The organism is Nonomuraea rubra (assembly GCF_014207985.1).
Taxonomy (GTDB): domain Bacteria; phylum Actinomycetota; class Actinomycetes; order Streptosporangiales; family Streptosporangiaceae; genus Nonomuraea; species Nonomuraea rubra.
Genome location: NZ_JACHMI010000001.1, coordinates 5,345,931 through 5,359,135, shown reverse-complemented (window position 1 = coordinate 5,359,135; position 13,205 = coordinate 5,345,931). Strand labels below are relative to the sequence as shown.

The 13,205-nt window shown below is 69.7% G+C and carries 10 protein-coding genes; all 10 read left to right on the top strand.

All coding sequences use genetic code 11. The features are described from left to right. Positions 1 to 116: 116 nt before the first annotated feature. The 10 genes from HD593_RS24390 (at position 117) to HD593_RS24350 (ending at position 13,129) form a co-directional block, all read left to right on the top strand. The gene (locus HD593_RS24390; RefSeq protein ID WP_185104430.1) at positions 117 to 2,906 is read left to right on the top strand and encodes a type 1 periplasmic-binding domain-containing protein; all 2,790 of its coding nucleotides are present in this window, start codon (positions 117 to 119) and stop codon (positions 2,904 to 2,906) included. 461 nt (positions 2,907 to 3,367) lie between these two features. Continuing rightward, positions 3,368 to 3,634 (top strand): hypothetical protein, encoded by a 267-nt coding sequence (locus tag HD593_RS60365; RefSeq protein WP_221524928.1) that lies wholly within the window; start codon positions 3,368 to 3,370, stop codon positions 3,632 to 3,634. Positions 3,635 to 3,641: 7 nt separating this feature from the next. Continuing rightward, complete coding sequence (locus tag HD593_RS24385; RefSeq protein WP_185104429.1) at positions 3,642 to 3,965, top strand: YciI family protein; 324 nt, start codon at positions 3,642 to 3,644, stop codon at positions 3,963 to 3,965. Continuing rightward, positions 3,962 to 5,194: an RNA polymerase sigma factor gene (locus HD593_RS24380; RefSeq protein ID WP_185104428.1), complete on the top strand. Its 1,233-nt coding sequence runs from the start codon at positions 3,962 to 3,964 to the stop codon at positions 5,192 to 5,194. Before HD593_RS24385 ends, HD593_RS24380 begins: the two co-directional genes overlap by 4 nt. Before the next feature lie 210 nt (positions 5,195 to 5,404). Then, positions 5,405 to 6,427, top strand: coding sequence for a LacI family DNA-binding transcriptional regulator (locus tag HD593_RS24375; RefSeq protein ID WP_185104427.1), 1,023 nt, complete (start codon positions 5,405 to 5,407; stop codon positions 6,425 to 6,427). Between the two features lie 66 nt (positions 6,428 to 6,493). Then, a complete protein-coding gene (locus tag HD593_RS24370; RefSeq protein ID WP_185104426.1) occupies positions 6,494 to 7,747 on the top strand; it encodes a sugar ABC transporter substrate-binding protein in 1,254 nt (417 codons plus the stop codon). 11 nt (positions 7,748 to 7,758) lie between these two features. Then, complete coding sequence (locus HD593_RS24365) at positions 7,759 to 8,694, top strand: carbohydrate ABC transporter permease (RefSeq protein WP_185104425.1); 936 nt, start codon at positions 7,759 to 7,761, stop codon at positions 8,692 to 8,694. Next, complete coding sequence (locus tag HD593_RS24360) at positions 8,691 to 9,500, top strand: carbohydrate ABC transporter permease (protein ID WP_185104424.1); 810 nt, start codon at positions 8,691 to 8,693, stop codon at positions 9,498 to 9,500. Before HD593_RS24365 ends, HD593_RS24360 begins: the two co-directional genes overlap by 4 nt. A gap of 19 nt (positions 9,501 to 9,519) precedes the next feature. Further along, positions 9,520 to 11,427, top strand: coding sequence for a glycoside hydrolase family 127 protein (locus tag HD593_RS24355; protein WP_185104423.1), 1,908 nt, complete (start codon positions 9,520 to 9,522; stop codon positions 11,425 to 11,427). A 1-nt stretch (position 11,428) separates the two neighbouring features. Next, entirely contained in the window at positions 11,429 to 13,129 is a 1,701-nt protein-coding gene (locus HD593_RS24350) for a carbohydrate-binding protein (protein WP_185104422.1), read from the top strand. The last annotated feature ends 76 nt before the right edge of the window (positions 13,130 to 13,205 follow it).

Sequence of the window (13,205 nt, the reverse complement as noted above, 5' to 3'; positions counted from 1 at the left end):
TCTCCGCTACCCTCTCCCTGAGTCGCCAGTCAGGACGCGCTCGCTACTCATCACCCATTCGCGCGGAGGCCCACTTGGCAGCTCCAGTGTTCAAGGGAATACATCAACTCATTCAGGTGATCCGGGATCTGACCAGACGCCCGCGATACCGGCGTGGCACGAAACACGGTGTCCGAGGCGATCGCCATCTTCCGATTATTGCGTTCAAGCGAACGTCGGCGAACAATGATTTTCTCGCACACCTCTCCCAATTGCTCGGCAATACGAAGAGGCAGCAGATCCCGCATGTTCACATCGATGCCGAAGCACTGCAGTACGTTGCCGGCCGTCCGGCCGATTTCCTGGTGCCGGCCTCCGAGCCGGGCCAGATGGACCCGTCCATGGCGCGTCCGGCCGTCAACCAGGAGCCGGTGTTCTCCGCACCGCTGCTCCCCCTCCTGGATGAGATCTGCAAGCAACTGAGCGAGGACAGGTTCGGGCGCAGCCGCCTGGCCTGCTTCAACTACTACCGGCTGACCGACTTTCTCACCCGGTTTCCGATCGCTGAAATCCCTGGTCGTGACACCAGCCTGCCGGTGGTGGCCGCACTGCGTGTGTGGAGCGGCCAGTCCGCAGGGCAGGACCCGCTGATAGTCAAGGCCCTCGAAGAGATACCCATCGTTCCGCACGGGAGAATTCTGTCCCTGCTGCTCCGACTGCTGGCAAGACTCCCCAAGGCCAAACACTGGGTGCCTGGCCTCGGAGTCAGACGCCGATGGTTCCTGAAGCAGAAGTTCTTGGAACCCGGCCGCTCGACGAGTTTCATGGGATTCGTCGGCTGGCTCGTCAAGAGCCGCCGTGATCCGAACTTCGAGCAGGAGGTCAAAAATCTGCTCGTGCAGGCATTCTTGCAGGACCTGCGCACGGCATACCGCCGGTGGGGCCTGCTGGGTCCACGGGGCTGGCGGCGTACCGCGTATGTGACAGTGATGCTGGACAACGTGACCAGAAAGAACGGCGGCTGGGAGTTCTTGCAACGGGTCAACACCGTGCGTTTCCGGAACGGCGGAGAACTCGACCCGCTATTACTCCTCGCCGTTACCCAGGATCAGGACTTGCCCATCAAACGGGCCCGTCCGATAGAGCCGTCCGGGGCGCAGACCGAGTTGTACAAGTGGTGCGACAGCATTCCGGCCAGAGGCACATCGGAGCCCAGCCCTCCCTGGGATCTCATCATCCGGCTCCCGGATCCGGCACGGCACCCGGCGCTGAGCGAATTGGCTCCAGAGGATGCCGAGGTATGGAGCCAGCAAGGAACGTTCGAGCCACGCAAGATCCCCTTCCTGGCGCGCCCCAAGGTCTACCGCTCCCTGTGCACGGTGGCGCTCCTGGTCACGGTTCCTGTTGGTGTGGACGCGATGCAATATCAGGAGGCCGGGTGTCCCCTGACCACCCGCGTCCACGGCCTGTTCACTGACGAGGTGCACGTCGAGAGACACGAGACAGAGGGCGGGGACATGCAGTGCGTCGGCTACAGCAAGTCCCCCCGGCAAATCTTCACCTCCAAGGACGAGACCGGAGCCGCGGTTTCGCAGGGGCGCCTGCATGTGCTGCAGGAGAAGGTCCAGCAGGCGAACCGAACAGCAACGCGCCTGCACCAGGAAAAGCCGAGCAGACGCCTCGTGGGTCTGGTGTATTTCGCGGGATTCACCAACGAGTTCGCCAACGCCAAGACGGATGACGCCGTTGCCGAGGAACTTGAGGGCCTCCTGCTGCGGCAACGGGAGCAGAACAATCCAGACCGGTCGGATGCGCTGTTACAGATCATCATCGCCAACGGCGCGGAGAAGATGGAGGCAGCGGACATCGTGGCCGAGAAGATGCTCGTCCCGCTGATCCGGGATGACGCCACCATCATGGGCGTGATCGGTTTCGACCGCACCATCAAGGAGACCCGGAGGGCGATCGAGATCTTGGGCGGCGAGGGAATCGCCACGGTCGGCACCACCCTGACCGGCGACGGCATCGAGACCGCCTCCCCCTTGTACTTCCAGGTCGTCCCGCCCAACGCCCGGCAAGCGATGCTCATCGATGAGTACGCGCAGCACCTGAAGAAGAAGAAACTGCTGCTCTACCACCCTCCGCTCCATGAAGATGACGTCTACATCACCACGCTGGTCAATGACGTGAAACGACTGCTTCCGGAGCACGGAATTGCGGTGACCCCCGTCGTCTTGCAGGCGGATTCAGGCGTGACCCCGGCCTTGTGCGACAAGGATCGCCGCGACGAGATGGTCTTCTACGCCGGGCGGGAAGAGGTGTTCGGAGAGTTCCTCACCAACATCGCCGGATGCGAGGGCCCCTACAGCCTCCCCCCGATCGTGGCGGCGGACGCGGTGTCACGTTTCATCGCCCAGGGCCAGAATCGTAGTCAGGAAGGCATCCCGGGCGTGCCGGTCTCCTACGTGAGCATGGGCAGCCGGGTGGTGCTGGCGGGCGAAAGCTGCGTCCGGGGAAAGCTGAGCTCGGCATCGTCCACGGAGTTCACGCTCGACGCGTTCTGCAGAGGGCTTGCCAAGCTGCGATCGGAGGTGAAGGTCGAGCAGAGCCCGCCGTGGGTGGGCGAGCGAGTGGCGGTCGCCTACGACACTGCCGGGATGTTCGTCAAAGCCGTATGGTCGCTTCCCGCTGCGGTCGAGCCACATCCTTCAGCCGTGGCTCAGGCCCTGCGGGACAAACCTTTCGACGGGGTTACCGGGCGCATCGATTTCAAGCAGTCCAGGGTGGGCGCTGACCGGAACCTCGCCATTCTCAGAGTCCCCGACATCGGAGATATGGCCGTCCAGCCGGAGTGCGTCTACCTGATCGGTATCCTCGGCGCTCATGACCAGCATCGTCGGGAGGACGGCTGTCCTGCCCGAAGGTGACCGGACGCACGGCCGCCTACCCTGCGCCGGCTCATCCGGCGCGGCCACCACTACTCTGACGTGATCGTCAGCGGCCTCCCAGGGGCGCTCTCGCCGCGACCGTGCAGGACGACCTCCTCGGCGGCATCACGGGCTCACTCGCCCCGCAGGAAGCAGTGGTGTCATGCCGCTTGACGAGATCCGCACCCTGCTGGCCCCGCCACGACGGGCTTCCTCGTCGAGTCCGTCGACCTGCCCGTGACCGGCCAGTTCGGCAAGGCCGGCCCGAGGCTGCCCCGGCCCTCGGGATCGGGAAGCAGCCGCGGCCAGCCTCCGCGACCGATCCCCACCATGAAGAGCCGTTGATCCACGGCAGTTCTTCGAAGAAAATCCGTGAGGCGGTGTCGGATCGGGGCGGTGGTGTTCGTAGCAGGGGTGAGGCCGCTCAGAGGGGGCGGCGCCGAGGCACGGGAACCGCGACCATGAAGCTGACGACCATGACCCAGGTCACCGTCGACGGAGTGATGCAGGGAAGCAGCGCCATGTCGGACGACCGCAGGAACGGGTTCGAACGCGGCGGGTGGGCCCTGGGCAAAGGTGACGACGAGACGAGGACGTTCATCACGCCGGCCTTCCGGTGCGCCGCGGCGTCCCGGTTCGGCCGGCGCACCTGCGGGCTGTCCACCGGCCGGCCGGGTGCCCGCGGTACGCGACGGCGACCGAACTGTCCTGACACCAAAGGGAGATGATCTTCAGATGCGGTACCTGGTCTCCGTGATCGACGACAAGGACGATCCCGGCAGCACGGACAGGCAGCCTGGCATCAGCGCGTTCAACGAACGGCTGATCGCCGAGGGCTACTGGGTCTTCGCGGGCGGGCTCGCGGACACCGGCACGGCCACGGTCGTCGACAACCGGGGCGAGCAGGCGGTGTTCACCGACGGGCCGTTCGTGGAGTCGAAGGAGTATCTCGCGGGCGTCTGGGTGTGGGAGGCGCCCGATCTGGACGTGGCGCTCAAGCTCGCCGCCGAGGCGTCGAAGGTCTGCGACCGGAAGATCGAGGTGCGGCCGTTCCTGTGAGCGACGTCGAGGAGGCGATCACCCGGGCCCACCACGACGAGTGGGCGCGGGTGGTGGCCGCGCTGACCAGGCGTTTCGGTGACCTCGACCTCGCCGAGGAGTCGGCTGCCGAGGCGTTCGCGACCGCCGTGGAGCGGTGGCGGGCCGACGGCGTGCCGCCGAATCCCGGCGCCTGGCTGACCACCACCGCGGGCCGCAAGGCCATCGACCGGATCCGGCGGGAGAGCAAGCGCGGCGACAAGCACAGGGAGGCTCTGATGACGTACGACGACCCGCCCGAGCCTGCCGGTGCCATCGACGACGACCGGCTCCGGCTGATCTTCACCTGCTGTCACCCGGCGCTGGCGATGGAGGCCCGCGTGGCGCTGACGCTGCGCCTGGTCGGGGGCCTGACCGTGCCCGAGATCGCCCGGGCCTTCCTGGTGCAGCGAACCGCCATGGAGCAGCGCATCACCCGCGCCAAGGGCAAGATCAAGGCCGCTCGCATCCCCTACCGGATGCCGTCCGCCGACGATCTGCCGGCTCGGGTCTCCGGCGTGCTGGCCGTCCTGTTCCTCGTCTTCAACGAGGGCTACCTGGCCAGCGGCCCCGGCACCGATCCCGTACGGCCCGGCCTGACCGCCGAGGCGATCCGGCTCACCCGCCTGATCCGCGCGCTGCTGCCGCAGGACGGGGAGGTGGCCGGGCTGCTGGCGCTGATGCTGCTCATCGAGGCCCGCCGCACCGCCCGGGTCTCGGCGAACGGCGAGCTGGTCGCGCTCGACGAGCAGGACCGCGGGGCCTGGGACGCGGGCCTGATCGCCGAGGGTCATCGGCTGGTGCGCGAGCGCCTGGCCGCCGCCGCTGCCGGGGTGGCTCCGGGGCGTTACCAGATCCTCGCCGCGATCAACGCGGTGCACACCTCCGCCCGCGACATCCGCGACACCGACTGGTCGCAGATCCTCGCCCTCTACGACCAGCTCGTCCGCCTCGACCCCTCGCCGATCATCGCCCTCAACCGGGCCGTCGCCGTGGCCGAGCTCGACGGCCCGGAGGTGGCGCTGGCCATCGTCGACCGCCTCGCCGAGGCGTTGGACGGCTATCACGCCTACCACGCCACCCGCGCCGACCTGCTGCGCCGGCTGGGCCGGAGCCGGCAGTCACGCGCCGCCTACGACCGGGCCATCGAGCTGGCCGGCAACACCGGCGAGACCGCCTACCTCACCCGCCGCCGCGACCAACTCCAGTAACGCCCTCTTTTCCGGCATGTCACGATTCGATATCGTCCGCAAACCGCAGCCTTGACGACCTCCTCCTGGAGGGGCGATTGTCGAGGACATCGTTGAACCGGTTCGCCGCTCGGGTGCCGACCCTTCGCGACGGGCAACCGGCATCATGCAGCCTGCCGTGGGGAAGTCCGCGATCCGCTGTCGAACCGGTTCGAAGCTTGGGAGGTGAGAGTGGCGACGATCGGGGACGTGGCCCGGGAAGCCGGGGTCAGCCGCAGCACGGCGTCGTACGCGCTGTCGGGCAAGCGGCGCATCTCGACGGAGGTCCGGCAGCGGGTGCTGGCGGCGGCCGAGGCCCTGGCGTACACGCCGAACGCGGGCGCCCGCGCGCTGGCCACCGCCCAGACCAAGGTGCTCGGCCTGCTCGCCCAGTTCCACGAGGACGAGTTCGCGCCCGCGATGATGCAGTACATCCTGGGCGTCACGAACACCGCCCGCGACCTGGGCTACGACACCCTGATGGTCACCGAGGCCGACGGGGTGCGGGCGCTGCGCCGCGTCACCGACTCGCGGATGGTGGACGGCGTGGTGCTCATGAACATCGCCCAGGACGACGCCCGCCTGCCCATCCTGCGGGCCGCGCCGCAGCCGGGCGCGCTGGTGGGCCTGCCCGGCGACTGCTCGGGGCTGGACGTGTTCGACCTCGACTTCGAGGAGGCCGGCCGGGTCATGGTCGATCACCTGCACCGGCTCGGCCACCGCGAGCTCATCCTCATCTCCCAGCCAGAGCACGTGGTGGAGCGGGGCGGCGCGTACGTCTGGCGCCTGCGCGACGCCGCGCTCGAACGGGCCCGCCGGCTCGGCGTCACCCTGCACGCCGTCTACGGCGAGTCCCGGCAGCCGGCCGTGGGACGCCTGCTCAACCAGCTGCTCGACGCCCACCCGGAAGCCACCGGCCTGCTGATCAACAACGAGGCGGCCGCGGCGGCGCTGCCCTCCGTCACCTACGCGCGAGGGCTGCGGGTGCCCGAGGACCTGTCGGTCATCGGGCGCTACTCCGCCGACTTCGCCGCGACCTTCTCCCTGCCCTACTCCCACATCGAGAGCGCACCCGACCGCCTGGGCGCCATGGCGGTGCGCCAGCTCGTCCGCCGCGTGGAGTCCCAGGCGGCGCGCGAGGAGCCGTTCGTCGTGCGCTTCATCTCCCCCGAGCTGGTCTCGCTCGGCAGCACCGCACCCCCACTCCCCCGCTGACCCCGGGGAAGACAGCCCTGCCCGTTCTACGGCGCTCAATGTGAGCGCTAACAATGGAGAAATCGGATGAACCGTACGTCCGCGAAGGCCGCCGTGATCGGCGCCGCCGTTCTGGCCCTGGCCGCCTGCGCCTCCGCGCCGCCGCAGGGTGGCGACACCACCGCCGAGGCCAAGGGCGGCGCGTACACCTGGTGGGACCCGTACCCGCAGCACGACGCGAGCTCCGCGTGGGCCAAGCGGGTCGGCGCCTGCGGGCAGCAGGCCGGCGTCACCATCGAGCGCACCGCCTACGACACCACCGCCCTGACCAATCAGGCCCTGCTGGCCGGCCAGGAGGGCAACGCCCCCGACGTCATCCTCCTCGACAACCCGGCCGTCTCGACCCTGGCGGACGCCGGCATGCTGACCGCGATGTCCGACTTCGGCCTTGAGGTGAACCGGTTCGACAAGAACCTCATCGCCGCCGGCGAGCTGGACGGCAAGACGTACGGCATCCCCATCGGCGCCAACACCCTGGCGCTGTACTACAACAAGAAGATCCTCGACGACGCCGGCGTGGATCCCGCGACGATCAAGGACTGGGCGTCGCTGAACGCGGCGCTGAAGAAGGTCAAGGCCGCGGGCAAGAAGCCGATCACGTTCGCCGCGATCGGCACCGAGGAGGGCTCGTTCCAGTTCCTGCCCTGGTTCTGGGGCGCCGGCGCGCAGCTCACCCAGCTCGACTCGCCCCAGGCCGTCGAGGCCCTGCAGCTGTGGAGCTCCTGGCTCAAGGACGGCCTCGCACCGAACTCGGTGATCAGCAACTCCCAGAACACCACCTGGGAGGAGTTCCTGACCGGCGACTTCGCCTTCGCCGAGAACGGCACCTGGCAGATCAACAGCGCCGCCAAGGCGGACTTCCCGACCGGCATCGTGCAGATCCCCGGCAAGGACGGCGGGACCGCCGCCACGCCCACGGGCGGCGAGTTCATCACCGTCCCGGTGCAGAAGGACACCAAGCGGTACGACGTCACCAAGAAGATCCTCGAGTGCATGACCACGCCCGAGGGCCTGGTCGAGACCGGCACGACCTTCGCGTACTACATCCCCTCCACCGCCGACGGCCAGCAGGCCATCCTGGCCAAGGAGCCGGACCTGAAGCCGTGGGTGGCGGCCGTCCAGTCGGCCAAGGGCCGTACCAGCGACAACCTCGGCACCAAGTACCCGAAGATCTCCGAGGCCCTGTGGACCGGCGTGCAGAAGGCGCTGAGCGGCGCGGCGAGCCCGGCCGACGCGCTCAAGGACGCCCAGGCGCAGGCCCAGCAGGCCATCGGCGACTGATCGGACTCTTCATGGCTTCGATTCGCACGGCCGGGGCGCTCTCGCGCCCCGCGCACCGGGCGGCGCGGCGGCCCCTCCGGTGGACGACGCTGGCCTTCCTGGCGCCGCTGATCGTCTACCTGCTGCTGTTCTACGCCTATCCGCTCTACCGCAACATCGAGCTCAGCCTGCACGACTACACGCCCCGCGCCTTCATCCAGGGCAACCCGGAGTTCACCGGCCTGGAGAACTACGCCACGATCCTGTCCGACGACGCGTTCCTGCACGCGCTGGGCAACACGGCGCTGTTCACCCTGGGCTCCATCGCCGTGCAGTACGCGCTCGGCCTGGCCCTGGCGGTCTTCTTCCATCGCAGTTTCCGGCTGTCGGCGGTGCTGCGCGCGATGTTCCTGGTGCCGTGGCTGCTGCCGCTGATCGTCTCGGCCTCGACCTGGTCGTGGATGCTCAACAGCGACAACGGGATCGTCAACGCGGCCCTGCAGGCGTTCGGGATCGGCCAGATCAACTGGCTGACCTCGCCGGACACCTCGCTGCTGGCGGTCACGATCGCCAACATCTGGCTCGGCGTCCCGTTCAACCTGGTCATCCTGTACGCCGGGCTGCAGAACATCCCGGCCACCCTGTACGAGGCCGCCGGGCTGGACGGCGCCAACGGCTGGCAGCGGTTCTGGCGCATCACGTTCCCGCTGCTGCGGCCGGTGTCGGCGATCACGCTGCTGCTCGGCCTGATCTACACGCTCAAGGTCGTCGACATCATCTGGATCATGACCAGGGGCGGCCCGGCCGACGCCTCCACGACCCTGGCGATCTGGTCCTACCGGGAGGCGTTCGGCACCGGGCAGCCCGACTTCTCCCCCGCGGCGGCGGTCGGCAACCTGCTCATCCTCATCGCCTTCGCCGCCGGGCTCGTGCACGTGCGCCTGCAGCGCGGGGAGGAGCGGACATGAGGACCTGGTGGAAGACCGCGCTCGGCATCGTCCTGGTGGCGGTGATGCTCTTCCCGGTCTACTGGATGGTCAACGTCTCGCTCACGAGGACGAGCGACATGCGGGCCGACCCGCCCCACTGGTTCCCCTGGAACCCCACGTTCGAGGGGTACGCCGCGGCGTTCGGCCAGCAACTGCCGGCCCTGGCCACCAGCCTGTTCATCGGGCTCGGCACGGTCGTGCTCACGCTGGCGGTGTCGCTGCCCGCCGGGTACGCGCTGGCCAAGCTGCGGCCGCGCGGCGGCCGGGCGATCGACTTCCTGCTGCTGGTCGCGCAGATGATCCCCGCGGTCGTCATGGCCATGGGCTTCTACGCGATCTACATCAGGCTGGGCCTGCTCAACACCGTTCCCGGGCTCATCGTGGCCGACTCGACGCTCGCCGTGCCGTTCGGGGTGCTGCTGTTCCGGGCGTTCATGGCGGGCATCCCGGGCGAGCTGCTGTCGGCGGCGCAGATCGACGGGGCGACGACGTGGCGGACGTTCCGCTCGATCATCCTGCCGCTGAGCCGCAACTCGGTGATCACCGTGTCGCTGTTCACGTTCCTGTGGGCGTGGTCGGACTTCATCTTCGCCTCCACGCTCAACCGCAACAGCGACGTCATCCCCATCACGCTCGGCATCTTCCGCTACATCGGCAACAACACCACCCAATGGAACTCGATCATGGCGACCGCCGTGATCGCGTCCATCCCCGCGGCCTTCCTGCTGATCCTCGCCCAGCGCTACATCGCCGCCGGGGTCACCGCGGGCGCCGTGAAGGACTGACAAGAAAGGTTCTCGCCCTATGAGCAGCCCCGTGCTGCCCTCCCACGGCCGGGTGCGCCCGCTCGGGCTCGCCCAGGTCTCCCTCACCGGCGGCTTCTGGCACGAGAGGCAGGCCGTGAATGCGTCGGCCACGCTCGCCCACTGCGAGTCGTGGATGGAGCGCCTCGGCTGGCTGGCCAACTTCGACCGGGTGGCGGACGGGACCACCAGCCCCGACCGGCCCGGCTGGCCGTTCTCCGACTCCGAGGTCTACAAGCTGATGGAGGCCCTCGCCTGGGAGACCGCCCGGACGGGCGATCAGGAGGCCGAGGCCGCGTTCAAGCGGCTCACCGCCCGCGTCGCCCGCGCCCAGGACCCGGACGGCTACCTCAACACCTGCTTCGGCCACGGCGACCAGCCGCCCCGCTACAGCGACCTCGAAGGCGGCCACGAGCTCTACAACACCGGCCACCTGCTGCAGGCCGCCGTCGCCCGGCTGCGCACGCACGGCGAGGACGACCTCGTACGCCTCGCGCGCCGGGCCGCCGACCACGTCTGCCGCACCTTCGGCCCCGGCGGGCGGGCCGGCATCTGCGGCCACCCCGAGATCGAGGTCGGCCTGGCCGAGTTCGGCCGCGCTCTCGGCGAGGAGCGCTACGTCGAGCAGGCCCGCCTGTTCCTCGACCGGCGCGGCCACGGGACGCTGCGCGACATCCCGCTCGGCCGCGCCTACTTCCAGGACGACCTGCCCATCAGGGAGGCGCGGGTGTGGCGGGGCCATGCCGTCCGCGCCCTCTACCTCACCGCGGCAGCCGTGGACGTGGCGGTCGAGCGCGGCGACGACGAGCTGCTGCACGCGGTGGAACGGCAGTGGGAGCGCTCGGTGGCGCGCCGTACGTACATCACCGGCGGGATGGGCTCGCGCCACCAGGACGAGGGCTTCGGCGAGGACTGGGAGCTGCCGCCGGACCGCGCCTACTGCGAGACCTGCGCCGGCGTCGCCTCGATCATGGTGTCCTGGCGGCTGCTGCTGGCCACCGGCGACGCGCGTTACGCCGACCTGATCGAGCGCACGCTCTACAACGTCGTCGCCGCCTCGCCGAGCCCCGACGGCCGCGCCTTCTTCTACGCCAACCCCCTCCACCAGCGCACGCCCGGCAGAGCCGCCGATCCGGACGAGGTGAGCCCGCGCGCCGAGGGCGGCACCCGCGCCGCCTGGTTCGACGTCTCCTGCTGCCCCACCAACGTCGCCCGCACCCTGGCCTCCCTGCACGGCTACCTCGCCACCAGCGACGACGACGGCCTGCAGCTCCACCAGTACGCCCCCTGCGCGATCGGCGCCGAGCTGCCGGACGGCCGGCGGGCCGCCGTGGAGGTCGAGACCGGCTACCCGCGGACCGGGACCGTCCGCGTGCGGATCACCGCCGACGCCACCGCGCCCTGGACGCTCACCCTGCGCGTCCCCGCCTGGGCCGCGGGAGCCACCCTGACCGACGAGGGCCGCACCCGCGAGGTCGCCCCGGGCCTGGCCGGGATCCGCCGGGCCTTCCGCGCGGGTGAGGTCATCACGCTCGACCTGCCGGTCGAGCCCCGCTTCACCTGGCCCGACCCGCGCATCGACGCGGTACGCGGCTGCGTCGCCGTCGAGCGCGGCCCCGAGGTGCTCTGCGCCGAATCGCGCGACCTGCCCGGCCCCGCCGCGCTCGACGCCCTCGTGATCGACACCCGCGCCGGGCTCAAGACAGGTGACGACGGGGCTCTCGCCCGCGCCCTGCTCCCCGCCCACCCCGGCAGGGCCTGGCCCTACCTCACCCATCGGGCGGACCCCGCCGGGGACGCCGGATGGATCGACCTCCCGCTGCGCCCCTACCGCTCCTGGGCGCAGCGGGGCCCGACGGGCATGCGGGTCTGGCTGCCCGTCTCCACCCCCCACCCAGAAGGAGAGTGACATGCGTCCACGCGTCCGAGCGCTGCTGTTAGCGCTCACAACCGCCACTGCCTCCGTGACCGTCGCCGCGTCCCCCGCCGCCGCGGCAGGCGCCACCCTGACCGTCAACGTCGCCCAGCCGTTCCGCCCCGTCACGCACGCCGCCTCCGGCGGCCTGTACGGGCTGGCGGAGAACTCCCGCCCGGCCGACTCCACCCTGCTGCCGATCAAGCCGAACTCGCTGACGCAGCCGGCACCCGGCGTCGGCCAGCGCCCCAACGGCCAGCCTCCCGGCGGCGACTCCCTGCTGGTCGCCCCGCAGGCCACCCGCGTCGGAGCCGGCCAGTTCATCCGGATGCCCGACATCTACCCCGACTTCCCCTACCGGTGGGTGAGCTGGGACGACTGGCTGGCCAAGGTCGACACCATGGTCAGGGCCAGGCTCAACGCCACCACGGTCACCAACGTGATCGGCTGGGAGCTGTGGAACGAGCCCGACTACACCTGGAACACCGCCGCCGCGGGCAACTTCAACGACGGCTGGGTGCGTACGTACCGGGCCGTCCGCGCCCTCGACCCGCAGACGCCGATCGTCGGCCCGAGCACCGCCGTCTACAACCGCTCCTGGATGCAGGCGTTCCTCATCCGCGCCCGCGACACCGGCACGCTGCCCGACATCATCTGCTGGCACGAGCTGCAGAACCCCGCCAGGATCGCCGCCGACCTGGCCGACTACCGCAACCTGGAGGCGTCGCTGGGCATCAGCCCGCGCCGCATCTCGATCAACGAGTACGCCGCCCCCGCCGAGGTGGACGTGCCCGGCCGGGTGGCCAGCTACGTCGCCAAGTTCGAGCGCGGCGGCGTCGAGTCCGCGCACCGCGCCTTCTGGTACGAGTACGGCACCATGAACGGCCTGGTCGTCAACAACAACCAGCCGACCGGCACGTGGTGGCTGTACAAGTGGTACGGCGACATGGCCGGCAACATGGTCACCACGACGCCGGGCGCCCAGACCGGCCTGGACGGCTTCGCCTCCTATGACCCCACCCGCAGGATCGTCAACGTCGTGTTCGGTGACGAGGCGGGCACCAACACGGTCAACCTGACCGGCCTCGGCGCGCTGGGCTCCAGCGTCCGCGTCACCCTCCTGTCCACCCCCTCCAGCGGGCGCTTCACCGCCGTGACCGCCCCCACCACCGTCTCCACCACCACCCGCACCGTCTCGGGCGGCCAGCTCAGCGTCTCCGTGCCGAACATGAGCGCCACCAGCGCGTACCAGCTCGTCGTCGAGCCCGTTTCTGGCGTTCCCGCCTACCAGCAGCGTTACGAGGCCGAGAACGCCTCGGTGTTCCGGGCCCAGCGGCTGACCGCTTCCAGCGCGTCCGGCGGCGGGTACGTCGGCCGCATCGACAACTCCGGCACCCCGCGTACCGACAGCTACGTGGACTTCGTGGTCAACGTGCCGGCGGCCCGCGCGTACACGATGACGATCGGCTACGCCAACGGCACCGGCGCGACCGCCACGCAGGGCCTGGCCTACAACGGCGGCGCCTGGGGCACGGTCAGCTACCCGCCGACCGCCGGGTGGGGCCAGTTCGGCGCCACGGTCAGCACCACCGTGACGCTCCGCGCGGGCTACAACGTGATCCGCCTGGCCAAGGGCTCGCCGTACTTCTCGGGTGGCACCGGGTACGCCGAGCTCGACTACATCCAGCTCACCTGACCCTGGCCGAGCCGGGATCCCCGGACCCGGGTGGGCTCCGCAGGCTCACCCGGGTCACACCCTCGGGAAATTTCCA

Coding starts and splice junctions, on each gene's coding strand:
- HD593_RS24370 (WP_185104426.1), top strand. CDS start 6,494: ATGAACCGTACGTCCGCGAAGGCCGCCGTGATCGGCGCCGCCGTTCTG.
- HD593_RS24355 (WP_185104423.1), top strand. CDS start 9,520: ATGAGCAGCCCCGTGCTGCCCTCCCACGGCCGGGTGCGCCCGCTCGGG.
- HD593_RS24365 (WP_185104425.1), top strand. CDS start 7,759: ATGGCTTCGATTCGCACGGCCGGGGCGCTCTCGCGCCCCGCGCACCGG.
- HD593_RS24350 (WP_185104422.1), top strand. CDS start 11,429: ATGCGTCCACGCGTCCGAGCGCTGCTGTTAGCGCTCACAACCGCCACT.
- HD593_RS24385 (WP_185104429.1), top strand. CDS start 3,642: ATGCGGTACCTGGTCTCCGTGATCGACGACAAGGACGATCCCGGCAGC.
- HD593_RS60365 (WP_221524928.1), top strand. CDS start 3,368: ATGAAGCTGACGACCATGACCCAGGTCACCGTCGACGGAGTGATGCAG.
- HD593_RS24360 (WP_185104424.1), top strand. CDS start 8,691: ATGAGGACCTGGTGGAAGACCGCGCTCGGCATCGTCCTGGTGGCGGTG.